Source organism: Nonomuraea antri, assembly GCF_013283785.1.
GTDB lineage: Bacteria > Actinomycetota > Actinomycetes > Streptosporangiales > Streptosporangiaceae > Nonomuraea > Nonomuraea antri.
On sequence record NZ_JABCPZ010000239.1, the window covers coordinates 1 to 16,505 of the forward strand.

Genomic DNA, 16,505 nt, shown 5'->3' on the forward strand with positions numbered 1-16,505 from the left:
GGGCCGGGACCGGGGTCCTCGCCCGGATCCGGACCGGGGCCGGGATCGGGGTCGGTGCCGTCGCCCGGGTCGGTCGGGAGCGGGTTCGGTACCTGCGTGACGCCCGGCTGCGGGGCCGCGCCGAGCAGCGCCGCCGCCAGGTCCACCCGCGGCGTGCGCACCTCCGCGCCGTTGGCCTGGTAGATGAAGGGACGTCCGGTCGTCTTGAGCTTCTCGATCAGGTCGGTCATCGGCGTCTGCGGGGCCTGCGCCTTCATCAGCGCCAGCGCGCCCGCCACGTGCGGGGTGGCCATCGAGGTGCCGCTGTGCACCGCGGTGGCGTTGTCGGGCACCGACGAGTCGATGTCCACGCCCGGCGCGAACAGGTCGACCAGCGCGCCCCGGTTGGAGAAGTCCGCGATGGCGTCGGCGTTGTCGCCGGCGCCCACGGCCACCGCAGAGGTGACGCAGGCGGGGAAGGAGGCGCCGTCGAAGTACTCGTTGCCCGCGGCGACCACCGGCGCGATGCCCTTGGCCAGCAGCGCGTCGAACAGCGGCTTGAACACCGCGCCGTCCTCGCTGGTGTCGCAGGCGGTCTCGGAGAGCTGCCCGCCCAGGCTCAGGTTCACCGCCGCGATGGGCTGCGGCACGCTCGCCACGTGCTCGAGCGCCTGCCTGATCGACGACTCGAACGCCAGCAGGCAGGACGGTTCGCCGCAGATGTCCTCGTCGTTGACCCGGCTGAACACCTGCACCGCGTAGATCCCGGCGCCGGGCGCCACGCCGCCGGTGCCGGCCGCGATGCCGGCCACGTGCGTGCCGTGGTCACACAGGTTCACGCCGCCGGCCAGGCACTTCGGGGTGGTCGCGCTGGCCGCGTCGCCGTCCGTCTGGGTGCTCTGGCCGTTCGGGCACAGCGACTCCACGCCCGCCTGCGGGGCCGAGAAGCACGCCTGGCCCACGATCCGGTTGCCGAAGGCCGGGTGGTCGGTGTCGATGCCCGTGTCGAGCACGGCCACCACCTGCCCCGACCCGGTCATGCCGCGGCCGTGCGCCTGGTCGGCGCCGATCAGTTTGAGGTTGCCCGACACCTCGGCCGGGGTGAACGTCTCGTCCCGGTGGATCGAGGTGACGCGCGGGTCCTCGGCCAGCTTGGCCAGCTCCTCGGCGGTGCCCTCCACGACCATGAACGACTGGGTCGGCGGCTGCAGCACCACGTCCACGCTCTCGGCCGCCGCCTGGCTCGCCACGGGCGCGTTCTGCGCCGGGTCGGTCAGCTCGACGATGGCCCGGACCTGGCCGCCGTCCAGCGCGAGGCCGTCTTCGAGCTTCTCCTCCGGCCCGGTGGGGGACGGCGCGGGCTCCTGCGGGGCCTCGGGCGTCTCCGGGGCGCCCGCCTCGGGCTGCTCGGGCTGCTCGGGCGTGCCCGTGCCTGGCGCGGGTGGCGCCTGCTGCGGGGTGACGCTCGGAGCCGGTGCCGGTGCGGCCGCCGGATCGGCGAACGCCGGAGCCGATGCCGACAGCAGGGCCAGCGTGATCGTGCACACGATCAGGGGGCGAAATCGCACGCGTCCTCCGAGGGGCATGATCTCGGAGTTTAGGGTGATTTGTCAGGCGCGCACAGATCCCCGGGCCGTTTCTCACCCAACTTTCAGCGTGCCGGCAGCTCCCGTTCGGGCTCCGCCTGGTGCGACAGCCAGACCGCGCCGAGCGGCGGCACCCGCAGCGTCGTCGAGTACGGCAGCCCGTGACAGGGGTCCTCGACCGCCTCGACCGCGCCCATGTTGCCCACGCCCCTGCCCCAGTAGTCGTAGGCGTCGGTGTTGACGACCTCCGTCCACCGCCCCGGGTGCGGCAGGCCCAGCCGGTAGCTCTCGTGCGGGCCACCGCTGAAGTTGACCACGCAGGCCAGCGCGGAACCGTCGGCGGCGTAGCGGACGAACGAGAACGTGTTGCCCGGCGCGTCGTCGGCGTCGATCCAGCGGAAGCCCTCGGGCCTGGCGTCCTGCTCCCACAGCGCCGGAGTCTCCTTGTACAGCCGGTTCAGGTCGCGGACCAGCCGCTGCACGCCCTGGTGGCCGTCGAACTCCAGCACCCACCAGTCGAGCCCGCGTTCCTCCGACCACTCCGAGCCCTGGCCGAACTCGCCGCCCATGAACAGCAGCTGCTTGCCCGGATGCGCCCACATGAACGCCAGCAGCGCGCGCAACTGGGCGAAACGCTGCCACTCGTCGCCCGGCATCTTGCCCATCAGCGAGCCCTTGCCGTGCACGACCTCGTCGTGCGAGAGCGGCAGGACGTAGTTCTCCGAATAGGCGTAGATGAGCGAGAACGTCATCTGATGGTGGTGGTACTGCCGGAAGACCGGCTCGCGGCGCAGGTATTCCAGCGTGTCGTGCATCCAGCCCATGTTCCACTTGAAGCCGAACCCGAGCCCGCCCAGGTGCACCGGGCGCGAGACCCCAGGCCAGGCCGTCGACTCCTCGGCCACGGTGGAGATGCCCGGCGCCTCCCGGTAGCAGACCGCGTTCATCTCCTTGATGAACTCCACCGCGTCGAGGTTCTCCCTGCCGCCGTAGACGTTCGGCGTCCACTCGCCCTCGCGGCGTGAGTAGTCCAGGTAGAGCATCGAGGCCACCGCGTCGACGCGCAGGCCGTCGACGTGGAACTCCTGCAGCCAGAACAGCGCGTTGGCCACCAGGAAGTTGCGCACCTCGCGGCGGCCGAAGTCGAAGACGTAGGTGCCCCAGTCGGGATGCTCGCCCCTGGCCGGGTCGGCGTGCTCGTAGAGCGGGGTGCCGTCGAAGCGGGCCAGCGCCCAGTCGTCCATCGGGAAGTGCGCGGGCACCCAGTCGAGCAGCACGCCGATGCCGCGCTGGTGCATCAGGTCCACGAAGTGGCGGAACTCGTCGGGAGTGCCGAAGCGCGCGGTCGGCGCGTAGTAGGAGGTCACCTGGTAGCCCCAGGAGCCGCCGAACGGGTGCTCGGCCACCGGCAGCAGCTCCACGTGCGTGAAGCCCATGTCCGCCACGTACTCCGAGAGCTGCTCGGCCAGCTCCAGGTACGACAGCCCGGGCCGCCACGAGCCCAGGTGCACCTCGTAGATGCTCATCGGGCCGTGCTGCGGCGCCTTGTCGGCCCGCCGCGCCATCCAGGCGCCGTCGGACCAGACATAGCCGGACTGGTCGACCACCGACGCGGTCATCGGCGGCACCTCGGTGCGCCTGGCCATCGGGTCGGCCTTGTCGCGCCACACGCCGTCGGCGCCCAGGACCTGGAACTTGTACCGCTCGCCCGGGCCCAGCCCGGGGATGAACAGCTCCCACACGCCGGAGCGGCCCAGCGAGCGCATCGGGTAGGCGGTGCCGTCCCAGTGGTTGAAGTCGCCGACGACCCTGATGCCGCGCGCGTTCGGCGCCCAGACGGCGAACGCGGTGCCGTCGACGTCCTGGTGCTCCAGCACCCGCGCGCCGAGCACCTCCCACAGCCGTTCGTGCCGGCCCTCGCCGATGAGGTGCAGGTCGACCTCGCCCAGGGTCGGCCAGTGCCGGTACGGGTCACGCGTCTCGTGCGGCTCGCCGCCGGCGTAGGTGACCCTGAGCGTGTAGCCGGGCACCTTGTCGAGCCCCGGCACGCTGGCCTCGAACACCCCGTGGGCCTGGTGCTTCATGTCGTGGACCGACCCGTCCTCCAACACCACCTGCACCCGCTCCGCCAGCGGCCGCAGCGCGCGGAACGTCACCCCGCCACGCGTGGGGTGCGCCCCGAGCACGGAATGCGGATCATGGTGCGCCCCGCCAGCCAGGCGGTCGAGCTCTGTCCTCATCGGCATGCTCCCAACCCTGCCTCATATCGCCCGTCCAACCCAGGCACTGCCCGCTTTCACCGCGACAATCACCGAAAGTGCGAAATCGGGCACGTTTCCCGAGGTTGACCTCAACTCGACTTGAGCTTCTAGGTTCTATGCATGAACATCGAACGTGCCGGCAAGCGGGAGTGGATCGGGCTCGGCGTGCTCATCCTCCCGACCCTTTTGCTCTCCATCGACGTCAGCGTGCTGCACCTGGCCGTGCCCGCGTTGAGCGAGGACCTGCGGCCGAGCGGGTCGCAGTTGTTGTGGATCAATGACATCTACGGTTTCCTCATCGCCGGGTTCCTGATCACCATGGGGAACGTCGGCGACCGCATCGGCCGCAGGAAGCTGCTGCTGATCGGCGCGACGGCCTTCGCCGGGGCGTCCGCGCTGGCCGCCTACGCCGGCAGCGCCGAAGTGCTGATCGCGGCCAGGGCGCTGCTCGGCGTGGCGGGGGCGACGCTGATGCCGTCCACGCTGTCGTTGATCCGCAACATGTTCCACGAGCCCGGGCAGCGGATGTTCGCCATCAGCCTGTGGATGGTCGGCTTCACCGGCGGCATGGTGATCGGCCCGCTGGTCGGCGGCGTGATGCTGGAGAACTTCTGGTGGGGCTCGGTCTTCCTGCTGAACGTGCCGGTGATGGCGGTGCTGCTGGTGGCCGGGCCGCCGCTGCTGCCCGAGTACCGCGCGCCCGCGGCCGGTCCGGTGGACCTGGTGAGCGTCGTACTGTCCGTGGCGGCCGCGCTGACGGTCATCTACGGCGTCAAGGAGCTCGCCGCCGGCGGCCTGGCCGCGGTGCCCGTGGCGTCGCTGCTGGCCGGGCTGGCGCTGGCGGTCGTGTTCATCCGGCGGCAGCGCACGCTCGCCGAACCGCTGCTCGACCTCAAGCTGTTCGCCGAGCGCAGGTTCAGCGGCGCGCTGGGCACGCTGATGCTGGTCATCCTGCTCGGGCCGGGCATCGGGCTGCTCGTCGGCCAGTACATGCAGCTCGTGACCGATCTGACGCCGCTGCAGGCCGGGCTCTGGTCGCTGCCGACCACCGCGGCGGTCATCGCCGGGTTCATGGTCGCGCCGATGCTGGCCAAGCGCTGGCGTCCGGGGTACGTGGCCGCGATCGGGCTGCTCGGCTCGGTGGTCGGCTTCGTCCTGATCGCCCTGGCCGGGTCCGGGCCCGACGGGATCTACCTGGTGGTCGCCGGGCAGACGCTGTTCTTCCTGGGCGGCTCACCGCTGCTGGTGCTGGGCACCGACCTGGTGGTCGGCGCGGCGCCGGCCGAGCGGTCCGGGTCGGCGGCGGCGCTGTCGGAGACGGCGCAGGAGTTCGGCGGCGCGCTCGGGCTGGCGATCTTCGGCAGCATCGCGGCCGCGGTCTACCGGGCGCGGCTCGACGTACCGGCCGGGATCTCCACTGAAGCGGCGCGCGCGGCCGGCGACACGCTCGGCGGGGCGGTGGCCATCGCCGCCGAGCAGCCGGCGCACCTGTCCGGCGCGCTGGTCGCGGCGGCCAGGTCGGCCTTCACCGACGGGCTGGCCGTGGTGGCGGGGGTGAGCGCGGTGGTGCTGGTGGGCGCGGCGATCCTGGCGGCGGTCGCGCTCAGGCACGTGCCGCCGCACGGGACGGCGCAGCCGGCTGACGAACCCCAGGTGACGACACCGGCATGACCGGCCCCCTGGCCGTCGGGCCCGCTTCCTCGAGCGAGGCCGTCGCTTTGGACGAGGCCGTTTCCCGGGGCGAGGCCGTCTCTTTGGGCGAGGTCGTTTCTTCGGGCGGGAGGTGAGCCAGGAGGGCGTCCAGGGGAAGTGTCGCGCCGCGGGACAGGCCGTCGGCCAGGCCGGCGGCGCCCAGCGCGGCACGCACGGCGGCCTCGATCCTGGCCACGTCGCCCCGCTCGCCCCACGGGAGCGGCGCCCCCACCGACGACCGCAGCGCGGCGGCCTTGCCCAGCAGCAGCGCCGCCACCTCGGCCCGGCCGGCCGCCGCCAGCGCGCCGGCCAGCCCTTCCAGCGCCAGTGCCGTGGCCCGCGGGTCGCCCACCGAGCGGGCCGCGTCCAGCCCCCTCAGCTGCAGGCAGAGCGCGGCGGACGCGTCACCGCGCAGCTCGGCCACGAACCCCAGCTCGGCGTAGATCAGCGCGGTCCCCGGCTGGCCCCACACGTCCAGCACCCAGTCCAGCCAGCGATGCAGCAACCGTTCCGCCTCGTCGAGTCGGCCCTGCCGCCGGGCGCTCAGCGCCAGCCCGATCTCGGCGAACTCCTCCGCCGGCCGGTTCGACTGCGACACCGCCAGCACCCTGGCCCGCTCGTGGTAGTCGTCGGCCCGCGCGTAGTCGCCGGTCAGCATGGAGATCCGGCCCAGCCGCGACAGCGCGCCGGAGACCGTGCTCCACAGCCCCAGCTCCTCCGCGCCGCGCAGGCACTCCAGGCGCAGCGCCACGGCCTTCTCGTAGTCGCCGGTGATCTCGGCCAGCATGCTCAGGTTCTCGCCGGCGTACAGCTCGCCCCAGCGGTCGCCGAGCTCGCTGAACAGCGCCAGCCCCCGTTCCCCTGCCGTGCGCAGCGCAGCCAGGTCACCGCGCAGGTGCGCCCACTTGGCCAGGACGGTCAGCGCCGCCGCCGTCCCCCAGCGGTCGCCCAGTTCCTCGAACCCGGTCAGCGCCTGCCGGACCAGGTCCCTGCTCAGCGACAGGTCGTCGTAGCCGAACGAGGCGTATCCGACGAGCCAGCGGGCCCTGGCCCGGTCCAGCGGGTCCTCGATGGAGTCGAACACGGCCGCGTCGACCGTCCGCAACCGCCCGGCCAGCAGCTCGAACCCGGCCAGCCAGACCCGGGTCCGCGGATCGTCCGAGATCGACAGCGTGCTCTCCATCGCCCTGCGGCCCTCGTTCAGCCTGCCGCGCAGCACCCAGTACCAGGCCATCGCGTTCACCAGGCGCACCGCCTCACCGGCCGCGCCCAGCCGTACGGCGGTGTCGAGCGCGGCGCGCACCTCGGCGGCGTCGGCGTCCAGCAGGGCCAGCCAGCTGCGCTGACCGTGCCCGCGCAGGTGCGGCTCGGCCCGCTCGGCCAGCCCGGCGTAGTACCGCACGTGCCTGAGCTGGACGTCGGCGAGCTCGCCCGCCTCGGCCAGCCGCTCCTGGCAGTAGGCGGAGACCGATTCGAGCAGCCGGTACCTCGGCCCGGCCGCGCGCACCACCAGCGACCGGTCGACCAGCCTGGCCAGCAGGTCGAGCACGTCCACGCCGGGTTCGGCGCAGATCTCCTCGGCCGCCTCCAGCGTGCAGCCGTCGGCGTGCGCGGCCAGCCGGCGCAGCACCACGCGCTCGGGCTCCGTCAGCAGCTCCCAGCTCCAGTCGATCATCGCGCGGAGCGTCTGCTGACGGGCGGGCGCGCCGCGCTGCCCCTGCGCCAGCAGCCTGAACCGGTCGTCGAGCCGGTCGGCGAGCTGGCGCGGGGTCAGCGCCCGCATCCTGGTGGCGGCCAGCTCCAGCGCCAGCGGGACGCCGTCGAGCCGGGCGCAGATCTCCGCGATCGCCCCGTCGGGGTCGTCGCCGGGGCCGATCCCGGCCCGCGCGGCGAACAGCTCCACCGCCGCCGCCTGGTCGAGCGGCGGCACGCTCCACAGCGCCTCGCCCTCGATGCGCAGCGATTCCTGGCTGGTGGCCAGGATCCGCAGCCGCGGCAGGTCACGCAGCAGGCGCGCGGCCAGCTCGGCCACCTGCTCCACCACGTGCTCGCAGTTGTCCAGGACGAGCAGCGTCTCCCGGCCGCGCAACGCGGCGGCCAGCCGATCGGCCACCGACCTGCGCCCACTGTCGCCGTTGCTGTCGCCGTCGCGTCCGCCGTCCGGTCCGCTGCCGGGCCTGCTGCCCGGCGTCTCGTCGCGGACGTTCTTGGGCAGGCGGTCGCGTCCGTCGTCGCGCAGCCCGAGCACCCCGGCCACGGTCTCGGCGACCTCGGCGGTCGGCGCCCGGCCGGCCAGCGAGGCCAGTTCCACCAGCCACACGTCACTCCGCGCGCCGTCACCGGGGTCGGCCGCTGCGGCGGCCAGGGCCAGCCGGGTCTTGCCCACGCCGCCCGGACCGGTCAGCGTGACGAGCCGGCGTGACCTGAGCAGGCCGCGCACCTCGGCCACCGCCTCCCGCCTGCCCACCAGCTCGGTGAGCGGCGCGGGCAGATTCGTCCGGCGCGCGGCCGGGGTGTCCAGTGCGGCCGGCGCGTCCAGCGCGGGATCCTGCTCCAGGATCGCCTGGTGCAGCGCGACCAGCTCGGGCGCGGGATCGAGGCCCAGCTCGTCGGCCAGCCTGTCGCGCAGGTCGGCGTACCCGGCCAGGGCGTCGCTCTGCCGTCCCGCCCGGTACAGGGCGCGCAGTTGCACCGCGCGCAGCCGCTCGCGCAGCGGGTGCCCGGCCACCTGCTCGGCCAGCTCGGCCGCGAGCAGCCCGTGCTCGCCCAGCGCCAGCCGCGTCTCGGCCAGTTCCTCGACGGCCACCAGCCGCTGCTCGTCCAGCCTGGCCACGGTGGCGGCGGCGAACTCCGCGTCGGCGAACTCGGCGTACGCGGACCCGCGCCACAGCTCCAGCGCCCGGGTCAGCAGCGACCGGCGTTCGTGCAGGTCGCCGGTCTCACGTGCGCGTTCGATGAGCGTCTGGAACAGGCCGGCGTCGACGTCCTCGGCGGAGACACGCAGCACGTAGCCGGGCGCCTGGTACGACGGCAGCGTCCGATCGCCCAGCGCCCCGCGCAGCTGCGACACCTTCACCCGCAGCGCGGCCGCCGGGTTGCCCGGCGGCCGGTCGCCCCACAGGTCCTCGATCAGCCGGTCGGCGGACACCGGCCGGCCCCGGTTGATCAGCAGATCGGCCAGGAGCGCCCGGACCTTCACCTCGGGCACCTGCACCGGTTCCCCGTCCGGCGTCCACGCCACGAGCGGGCCAAGTACCCCGAACCGCATCAGCCCCCCATAACCAACTCCGAACCCGACCATAACTCCCCGGCGCGACTCTAGAGGCCGCTGATCCGAAAGGAATATCGAAATGTCGGAAAATATTGCTGTTCTTGGCCTCGGTCTGATGGGCTCGGCGCTCGCCAGGACACTCCTCGACGCGGGACACCCGGTGACCGTGTGGAACCGCTCCGCGGCCAAGGCCGACGCGCTCGCGGCTCACGGCGCCACTCCGGCGGCCACCGCCGCCGCGGCGGTCGGGTCCGCGTCCCTGGTGATCGTCTGCGTGCTCGACTACGCCGCCGCGCGTGAGGCCCTGCACGACGTCGAGCTGGACGGCCGCGTGATCGCCAACCTCACCAGCGGCAGGCCCGCCGAGGCCCGTGAGATGGCCGCCTGGGTCGCCGAGCGCGGCGGCGAGTACGTGGACGGCGGCATCATGGCGGTGCCCCAGATGATCGGGCAGCCCGGTGCGCTGATCCTTTACAGCGGTTCGCAGCCCGCCTACGACCGCCACGCGCAGGCGTTCGCGGCGCTGGCCGAGCCGCGATTCGTGGGCACGGACCCGGGCCTGGCGCCGCTGCTCGACCTGGCGATGCTGACCGGCATGTACGGCCAGATCGCCGGATTCCTGGAGGCGGCCGCCCTGGTGTCGGCGTCCGGCTACCCGCTGGCCGACTTCACCACCGAACTGCTCGCGCCCTGGCTCGGCGCGATGGCCGCGCTGCAGCCCGCGTGGGCCAAGGAGATCGAGGCCGGCGACTACGCCACGGACGTGTCGAACCTGGAGGTCAACGTGCACGGCCTGGGCGCGATCATCCGCACGTTCCACGAGCAGGGCGTCAAGGCCGACCTGCTGGTCCCGCTGCGCACCATCATCGAACGGCGCGTCCACCGTGGCCACGGCGCCGAAGGCCTGTCCAGCCTGATCGAGGAACTTCGCTGAGGCCGGAACCGGATGCGGACCGAGGCGCTGAACCCCTGGACCAGGTGAAGGCCGAGGAACCGCGCTGAGGTCCGAACCGGGTGAAATCGGTCGCGGGTGACGGCGGGGCGACGGCAGGATCGTTCGTATGAAAGTGCGATATCCCGCCCCGCTGTCACCGGGCGACCGCGTCGGCGTCACAGCGCCGTCCGCCGGGGTCCCCGCCGAGTTGCGGCCACGGTTCGAGGCCGCCGTCCGCACGGTCGAGTCGCGCGGCTACGAGGTGGTCGTCGGCGACTGCATCGACGGTAGCGGCCTCGTCAGCGCCCCCGCCCCGCGGCGGGCCCGCGAGCTCATGGACATGCTCACCGACCCGGACATCAAGGCCGTCGTCCCGCCGTGGGGCGGTGAGACCGCGATCGACCTGCTGCCCCTGCTCGACTGGGATGCGCTGCGCGCCGCCGAGCCGACCTGGCTGGTGGGCTTCTCCGACACCTCCACGTACATGACGCCGCTGACCCTGCTGACCGGCGTCGCGACCGTGCACGGCAACAACCTGATGGACACCCCGTACCGGGCCCCGGACGGGCTGCTCACCTGGCTCGACATCGTCACGATGGAACCCGGCACGCGCTTCACCCAGACCCCGCCAGGACTCCACCGCGGCCCGGGCTGGGACGACTGGGAGAAAGACCCCGAGGTGTCGGAGTTCACCCTCGACGTCCCGGGCAGGTGGCGGCGGCTCGACGCGGAGGGCCCCGTCGACGTCGAGGGACGCCTGATCGGCGGATGCATCGAGACGCTCTGCCACGCGGTGGGTAGCCCGTACTGCGACATGCCCGCCTTCGCCCGTTCCCAGGCGCCCGATGGCCTGCTCGTCTACGTCGAGGCCTGCGAGTACGGCGCCGCCGCCATCTGCAGGTGCCTGCACGGCATGCGCCTGGCCGGCTTCTTCGACGGCGCGGCCGCGATCCTCGTCGGCCGCACCCCGGCCCCGGCCACCGGCTCGTTCACCCAGGACGACGCGGTCCTCGACGCCCTGGGCGGACTCGGCGTGCCGATCATCGCCGACGTCGAGTGCGGGCACGTGCAGCCGTTCCTGCCGATCGTGAACGGCGCCCGCGGCCGCGTTGTCTGCACCGAGGAGCGCGACGAACTCACCCAGACACTGGACTGACCCGGCCTTCATAGTCATAATGATGAGTAGTCACATTCATGACTATGATGAGGGATGATCCGATGGCGCTGAGGCACGCCGTGCTGGCCGCGCTGCTCGACGCCGAGCTCAGCGGCTACCAGCTGGCCAAGGTGTTCGACCTGGGCGTGGCGAACTTCTGGCACGCCCAGCCCCAGCAGGTCTACGCCGAGCTGACCAGGCTGGAGCACGACGGCCTGGTCGCCGGCCGAGAGGTGGCCCAGGAGGGCCGTCCGAACAAGCGGCTGTTCCGCGTCACCGACGCCGGCCAGGCCGAGCTGGAGCGCTTCACCGCCACGGCCGCCAAGCCCACCGCGATGCGCGACGACCTGCTCGTGCAGGTCCAGGCCGCCGACCACGTCGACGACGAGACGCTGATCGCGCGGCTCACCGAACGGGCCGCCTTCGCGCAGTCCAAGATCGACCTGTTCTCCGGGCTGCTGCGCACCATGCGCGGCGACCGCGCGGAAGAGGAGTTCCTGCGTTACGGCGAGCGGGTCGGGCCATACCTGACCTGCCTGGCCGGCCTGGCGTTCGAGCAGCTCAACCGCGACTGGTGCGAACGCGCCGCCGCGGTGCTGAAGGAGAGGCGGAAGGCCCATGTCCGTGACTGAGCCGAACTACCTGCGCTACGTCGCCCTGGGCGACAGCCAGACCGAGGGAATGGGCGACGGCGACGACGTCGTGGGCCTGCGCGGCTGGGCCGACCGCCTCGCCGAGCACCTCGCCCGGCACCACCCCGGCCTCCAGTACGCCAACCTGGGCGTACGCGGCCGGCTGGCCGGGCAGGTGCGCGCCGAGCAACTCGCCCCCGCGCTCGCCCTGCGGCCCGATCTGGCCACCGTGGTCGCCGGGGTGAACGACCTGCTGCGGCCCAAGTTCGACGCCGATGAGGTCGCCGGGCACCTGGAGTCCATGTTCGCCGCGCTCACCGCCGAGGGCACCCGGGTGGCCACCGTCACCTTCCCCGACCTGACCAGGGTGATCCGCGTCGCCCGTCCGCTCAGCGCGCGCATCACGGCGCTCAACGAGCGCGTCAGGCAGGCCGCCGCGCGGCACGGCGTCGTCGTCGCGGAGACCAGCCGGTACGACGTGGCCATCGACCCCCGCCTGTGGAGCGCCGACCGGCTGCACGCCAGCCCGCTCGGGCACGAGCGCATCGCCGCAGCCTTCGCCCACGCGCTGAACCTGCCCGGCAGCGACGACTCCTGGACCCGCCCGCTGCCCGTCCCCGCCGCGCCGGGCGGCCGGCTGGACGAACTGCGCTGGATGGCCGGCGTGCTCGGGCCATGGCTGGGCCGGCGACTGCGCGGCCGCTCCTCAGGCGACGGCCGCACCGCCAAACGCCCCCTGCTCCTGCCCGTCCAACCTCTCCCTGACACAGCGGACGCCTGACCACCGGCAACCGGTCGGGACGGGTGGTCAGCGGGCGGCCGGTCGCGACGGGTGGTCAGCGGCCTGCCCGGCCCGCAGACGATCACGGCCCGCAGACGATCAGGGGCCAGCCGCTTAGCCGCCGCTGACCGCGCATCCCGCCGGGCCGCCACCAACCCCGCAGTCCCGCTGGGCCGCCAGCAATCTGCATTCCTGCCGGCCGCCAGCAAGCACGCGTCCCATCCGGACGCCGCTGACCACGCATCCCGCCCGGCCGCCACAAACCCTGCGTTCCCACCGGTCCGCCGGTGACCAGGCGTTCCATCCGGCCGCCGCCGCTGACCATCCATGCTGCCCGATCGTCAGCGGCTGGGGCGTCAGTGCCTGGGGTCGGCGCCGTCTCCGCCACCCAGTTGCGCCCGCCGCAGCCCCACGTACTCCAGCGCCGCGTACACCGCCACCACCAACGCCCCCACCAGCAGAAACACGACCCCGAGCACGGTGAGCGGCAACAGCCCGGAGAACGCCAGCACCCCCAGCGCCACCCCGGACACCGCATTACCGGCCACCACATAAGCGGCATACCTCGCCGGAATCCGCGGATACCCCGCGATCAGCCCGAGCGCCGCTGCCCCGCCCAGCATCGCCACGCCGAACGGCACCGACCAGGCGACAGGCAACCCCAGCGGCTCGCTGAGCATCCCGCTCCCGGCCAGCATGACGACGCCGAAGACGGCGGTGCTCCAGCCGTCGATCCGCAGGATCGTCCGCAGCGGGCCAAAAGCGTCCAGACGTGGGACGGCGGTGTTCATCCGAGATCTCCTCTTCACGGGTATCGGCCCAGGCCGGGCCCCTTCCGCCCCCGAAGGTGCCAGCCGCGCCCGCCCGGATCAATGACGTCAGAGGTCATGCCGAACATGACCCCCGACCGACCACCGTGCCCAGCCGTCTATCCTCCCTGAACATGAACGCCGAGCCGCCGTCCCGCGTGGGAGCCCTGCTGCGGGAGTGGCGGCAGCGCCGCCGTCTCAGTCAGCTCGACCTCGCGCTCCAGGCCGACAGCTCCGCCCGGCACGTGTCGTACGTGGAGACCGGGCGGGCACGTCCGAGCAGGGAGATGGTGCTGCGGCTGTCGGCGGTGCTGGACGTCCCGCTGCGCGAGCGCAACACGCTGCTGGTCGCCGCCGGATACGCCCCGGCCTACCGGGAGAGCGGGCTCGACGCGCAGTACATGGCCTCGATCCGGTCCGCGCTCGACACCATGCTCACCGCGCACGAGCCGTACCCGGCCGTCGTGGTGGACCGCGTCTGGAACGTACTGGACGGCAACCGCGCCATGTCCGTCCTCATGGACGGGATCCCGCCGCACCTCCTCGAACCCCGTCCGAACGTGTTCCGCCTGGCCCTGCACCCCGATGGCCTGGCCGCCCGGTTGTCCAACTTCGGCCAGGTGCGCGAACTCTTCCTCGAACGTCTCCTCCGCCAGGTCAACGCCACCGGCGACGAGGAGCTTCGAGCCCTGTACGAAGAGGTGAGCCACTACCCGGCACCAACACCCGAAGAAGCAGGGGAGGCGGGAGAAGCAGGGGAAGCACGAGCGGCAAGCCCGATCGAGGTCCCACTGCGCTTCCGCACCCCGTTCGGCGAGATGTCCATGTTCAGCACCATGGCGACCTTCGGCGCGCCCGCGGACGTGACGCTCTCGGAGCTGGCGATCGAGCTGTTCTACCCCCTGGACGACTTCACCGCCCAAGCACTGCACACCCTGGCCGCCCAGCCGACCTGACCACCCACCACAGCAGGGAGGGAGTGTGGACATACCGCCGCTCACATCGGCGGCAGATGCAACAACCTCTCCACGATCTCCTGCACCCTCGCCCGCGTGATGCCGTCGCGCTGCTCGACGGCGAGCGGATGGCTCGTCGGCTCCAACTCGACGACCGGCCGCTCCCCGACGGGCCGGGTGTGCAAATTGGTCTTCAGATTGATCGTGGACGGCGAGTAGATCGGCAACTCGGTCGACAGCCACCCGAAATACGGTGGCTCGTTCTCCCGTCCCGGCGTCTCCCACAGCTCGGACGCCCGGGCGAACGACTCCCCGCTCAGCGAGACCCACACGCCCCAGGTGAACACGTCGTCCAGATCGAGCACGGGGATCTCGACCAGGCCGCGCACGAAGAACGCCTGCCCCTGGATCACGCACTGATCAGACGACAACCCGCTCTCCGGATCGTCGGCCAGCTCCGGACGCCAGTAGTCGGGCGCCTCGGTGGAGAACCCCATCGGCAACCCGTCGTGCCACCGTCCACAACAGGAACAGGCGAACCCCGGCTCAGCCGTCATGGCGCCCGAGCGTACCGGCGGTCAGGCCGAAAGCCGCCACAAATGGCAGAAAATACCGTTGTCCACCCGATTCCCACCGATTACCTTGATCAGCGCCCAATAACGGCGACAACGGCGACGACCGGCGATGGCACCAACAGCGGCGAGACACGCCGACCCAAACGCCGTCACCAACCCGAGAACCAACTCAAAACCAACCCGAGCGACGCGCGTCGGATCAGTCAACCCAAGCCAGCAAAGCAACGGATCAGTCAACTCAAGCAGCCAACGCAGCGCATCAGTCAGAAGGGCAGGGCGCAGTGGATCGCAACGACCTGGCGTACCTCAGCGGCGGTCGCCCCCGCGTCGCCCTGGCGGCCCTGGCCACCCTCCTCCTGGACGGACGCCTGCGCACGTCGTACGCGGGCAAGCTCTACCAGGTAACAGGCGCCACCGCCGCAGACCCGGTCGAACAGGCGGCCCTGGCACAGCGCTCCACCATCAAGGAAGCGCTCGAAACGCTTACCGAGCACGAGAGCGTGCTGGCCGTGGAATCGGACCTGATCGGCCGCGACCTGGTCTCCCGCACCTGGCTGGGCCGCAGGCGCACCAACGCCGCCGGCCGTGACCTCGTGGAACAGGCCAAGCAGACGCGCCAGAGCGCACCGGTCAGAATCGCGTTGAACGGCCTCACCAGCGTCCCGGACGACAAGCTCCGAGCCCAACTCGCCGGCGCCACCAAGAAGGCCGGCTCCCTACGAGGCCAGGGCACAGGCGGCTGGAGCGTCCCCACCAGCGAGTACGGCGAGAGCAGCGGAAGCAGCAGCAGCGGAACCTAGCCCCGAGACTCACCCCGGAGCCGGACACAGCACCGGAACCCGGGACCCCGGCCCGATACGGAGCCGGAGACAGCGCCAGAACCAGGGACTCAGAACCCCGCCACGGAGGCGGAGGCAACGCCGGAACCCGAGGCTCAGAAGCCGCCTCCGAGGTAAGGGGAGCGCCGGAACCCAAGTCGGCCGCCCGCTATGACCCCATTGGGAAGGCTTCCCAGTAGTCTCAGAGAAATCTGGTGACAGCACGGAGGCCATGAATGATGCGGTTGGAGCGGGGTTCGAGCCGACTGTACGCCATGATGCTCATCCTGGCCGTAGTGGTTCTGCTGGCGGACCAGCTCACCAAGTTCTGGGCGGTCTCCACGCTGTCCGACAGCGAGCGCATCGCCGTGATCCCACCCCTGATCCACTTCCGGCTGCTGTACAACGCCGGAGCCGCGTTCTCCATCGGCGCCGGCGCGACCTGGGTGTTCGCCCTGGCCGCTGCGGCCGCGGTGATCGGCATCCTGTACACCGCCCGCCGGCTGGCCTCCACCGGCTGGGCTCTCGTGCTGGGCGTGCTGCTCGGCGGCGCGGTATCCCACCTGGGCGACCGGCTCTTCCGCGAGCCCGGTTTCGCCCGCGGGCACGTCGTGGACTTCATCGACTACGGCCCGTTCGTGGGCAACGTCGCCGACATCGCACTCACCTGCGGGTGCGCCGCCATGCTGCTGCTCAGCCTGCGCGGCGTGCCGCTCGCCAAGACGCCGGAAGAAGAGACCGCATAGCTCCTTGGCCAGGCCGCCAACGCCAGGAACCCGACATCAAGCCCCGGTCCCCGCCAACTCCTGGTCACCCAGCCCAGAGCGAACGATGCGAACTTCATGATCAGCGAGGCTGCACGTGCCTCCTTTGATCTTCGCCACCAGAGGCGGGCATCGGCCTGAGGCGAGCGGCGGTGCCGAACCCGTGATCACTAGGTACCGCCGGCCCAAGGTCGAGCAGCACCGCGCTTCCCAAGCTGCTATTGGGTCCCCAGTCATTCGAGATTTCTGCGACTTCGCCACCCGGCGGACCTTCCCTGGGACTGTCTCGTA

The 16,505-nt window shown here is 72.0% G+C and carries 13 protein-coding genes; 8 read left to right on the forward strand and 5 right to left on the reverse strand.

Features of this window, described 5'->3' with window-relative positions; genetic code table 11:
- Positions 1-1,547: S8 family peptidase (locus HII36_RS45525; protein ID WP_173529592.1), on the reverse strand; the 1,547-nt coding region annotated here is incomplete at its 3' end.
- Between the two features lie 83 nt (positions 1,548-1,630).
- Positions 1,631-3,805 carry a 1,4-alpha-glucan branching protein GlgB gene (gene glgB / locus HII36_RS45530; protein ID WP_173529593.1) on the reverse strand — a complete coding sequence of 725 codons (2,175 nt, stop codon included), beginning with the start codon at positions 3,803-3,805 and terminating at the stop codon, positions 1,631-1,633.
- A 141-nt stretch (positions 3,806-3,946) separates the two neighbouring features.
- Here glgB and HII36_RS45535 point away from each other — a divergent pair, with 141 nt between their 5' ends.
- Positions 3,947-5,497, forward strand: a complete 1,551-nt coding sequence (locus HII36_RS45535; RefSeq protein WP_173529594.1) for an MFS transporter — start codon at positions 3,947-3,949, stop codon at positions 5,495-5,497.
- Here HII36_RS45535 and HII36_RS58355 read toward each other — a convergent pair.
- Positions 5,430-8,786, reverse strand: a complete 3,357-nt coding sequence (locus HII36_RS58355; protein ID WP_173529595.1) for a BTAD domain-containing putative transcriptional regulator — start codon at positions 8,784-8,786, stop codon at positions 5,430-5,432. The genes HII36_RS45535 and HII36_RS58355 overlap by 68 nt on opposite strands.
- Positions 8,787-8,868: 82 nt before the next feature.
- On the opposite strand from HII36_RS58355, the gene HII36_RS45545 reads away from it, so the two are divergent.
- The 4 genes from HII36_RS45545 (at position 8,869) to HII36_RS45560 (ending at position 12,292) form a co-directional block, all read left to right on the forward strand.
- Positions 8,869-9,723: an NAD(P)-dependent oxidoreductase gene (locus HII36_RS45545; RefSeq protein WP_173529596.1), complete on the forward strand. Its 855-nt coding sequence runs from the start codon at positions 8,869-8,871 to the stop codon at positions 9,721-9,723.
- 127 nt (positions 9,724-9,850) lie between these two features.
- Positions 9,851-10,879 (forward strand): S66 family peptidase, encoded by a 1,029-nt coding sequence (locus HII36_RS45550; RefSeq protein WP_173529597.1) that lies wholly within the window; start codon positions 9,851-9,853, stop codon positions 10,877-10,879.
- A gap of 62 nt (positions 10,880-10,941) precedes the next feature.
- Complete coding sequence (locus HII36_RS45555; RefSeq protein ID WP_173529598.1) at positions 10,942-11,511, forward strand: PadR family transcriptional regulator; 570 nt, start codon at positions 10,942-10,944, stop codon at positions 11,509-11,511.
- Positions 11,498-12,292, forward strand: coding sequence for an SGNH/GDSL hydrolase family protein (locus tag HII36_RS45560; protein ID WP_173529599.1), 795 nt, complete (start codon positions 11,498-11,500; stop codon positions 12,290-12,292). Before HII36_RS45555 ends, HII36_RS45560 begins: the two co-directional genes overlap by 14 nt.
- A 356-nt stretch (positions 12,293-12,648) precedes the next feature.
- Here the strand turns inward: HII36_RS45560 and HII36_RS45565 are convergent, their stop codons facing one another.
- Positions 12,649-13,083, reverse strand: coding sequence for a hypothetical protein (locus HII36_RS45565; protein WP_173529600.1), 435 nt, complete (start codon positions 13,081-13,083; stop codon positions 12,649-12,651).
- A 152-nt stretch (positions 13,084-13,235) separates the two neighbouring features.
- Here HII36_RS45565 and HII36_RS45570 point away from each other — a divergent pair, with 152 nt between their 5' ends.
- Positions 13,236-14,057, forward strand: coding sequence for a helix-turn-helix domain-containing protein (locus HII36_RS45570; protein WP_173529601.1), 822 nt, complete (start codon positions 13,236-13,238; stop codon positions 14,055-14,057).
- Between the two features lie 41 nt (positions 14,058-14,098).
- On the opposite strand, the gene HII36_RS45575 is transcribed toward HII36_RS45570, so the two are convergent.
- Entirely contained in the window at positions 14,099-14,614 is a 516-nt protein-coding gene (locus tag HII36_RS45575; RefSeq protein ID WP_173529602.1) for a DUF2199 domain-containing protein, read from the reverse strand.
- A 299-nt stretch (positions 14,615-14,913) separates the two neighbouring features.
- Between HII36_RS45575 and HII36_RS45580 the strand changes: the two genes are divergently transcribed.
- Both HII36_RS45580 and HII36_RS45585 read left to right on the forward strand, forming a co-directional pair.
- Positions 14,914-15,432, forward strand: a complete 519-nt coding sequence (locus HII36_RS45580; protein ID WP_173529603.1) for a hypothetical protein — start codon at positions 14,914-14,916, stop codon at positions 15,430-15,432.
- Positions 15,433-15,686: 254 nt separating this feature from the next.
- Complete coding sequence (locus HII36_RS45585) at positions 15,687-16,196, forward strand: signal peptidase II (protein ID WP_173529604.1); 510 nt, start codon at positions 15,687-15,689, stop codon at positions 16,194-16,196.
- Positions 16,197-16,505: the final 309 nt, after the last annotated feature.

What these genes read in the sequence shown, in the direction of transcription:
- glgB (WP_173529593.1), bottom strand. Translation starts at nt 3,805, where the DNA reads ATGAGGACAGAGCTCGACCGCCTGGCTGGCGGGGCGCACCATGATCCG.
- HII36_RS45535 (WP_173529594.1), top strand. Translation starts at nt 3,947, where the DNA reads ATGAACATCGAACGTGCCGGCAAGCGGGAGTGGATCGGGCTCGGCGTG.
- HII36_RS58355 (WP_173529595.1), bottom strand. Translation starts at nt 8,786, where the DNA reads ATGCGGTTCGGGGTACTTGGCCCGCTCGTGGCGTGGACGCCGGACGGG.
- HII36_RS45545 (WP_173529596.1), top strand. Translation starts at nt 8,869, where the DNA reads ATGTCGGAAAATATTGCTGTTCTTGGCCTCGGTCTGATGGGCTCGGCG.
- HII36_RS45550 (WP_173529597.1), top strand. Translation starts at nt 9,851, where the DNA reads ATGAAAGTGCGATATCCCGCCCCGCTGTCACCGGGCGACCGCGTCGGC.
- HII36_RS45555 (WP_173529598.1), top strand. Translation starts at nt 10,942, where the DNA reads ATGGCGCTGAGGCACGCCGTGCTGGCCGCGCTGCTCGACGCCGAGCTC.
- HII36_RS45560 (WP_173529599.1), top strand. Translation starts at nt 11,498, where the DNA reads ATGTCCGTGACTGAGCCGAACTACCTGCGCTACGTCGCCCTGGGCGAC.
- HII36_RS45565 (WP_173529600.1), bottom strand. Translation starts at nt 13,083, where the DNA reads ATGAACACCGCCGTCCCACGTCTGGACGCTTTTGGCCCGCTGCGGACG.
- HII36_RS45570 (WP_173529601.1), top strand. Translation starts at nt 13,236, where the DNA reads ATGAACGCCGAGCCGCCGTCCCGCGTGGGAGCCCTGCTGCGGGAGTGG.
- HII36_RS45575 (WP_173529602.1), bottom strand. Translation starts at nt 14,614, where the DNA reads ATGACGGCTGAGCCGGGGTTCGCCTGTTCCTGTTGTGGACGGTGGCAC.
- HII36_RS45585 (WP_173529604.1), top strand. Translation starts at nt 15,687, where the DNA reads ATGATGCGGTTGGAGCGGGGTTCGAGCCGACTGTACGCCATGATGCTC.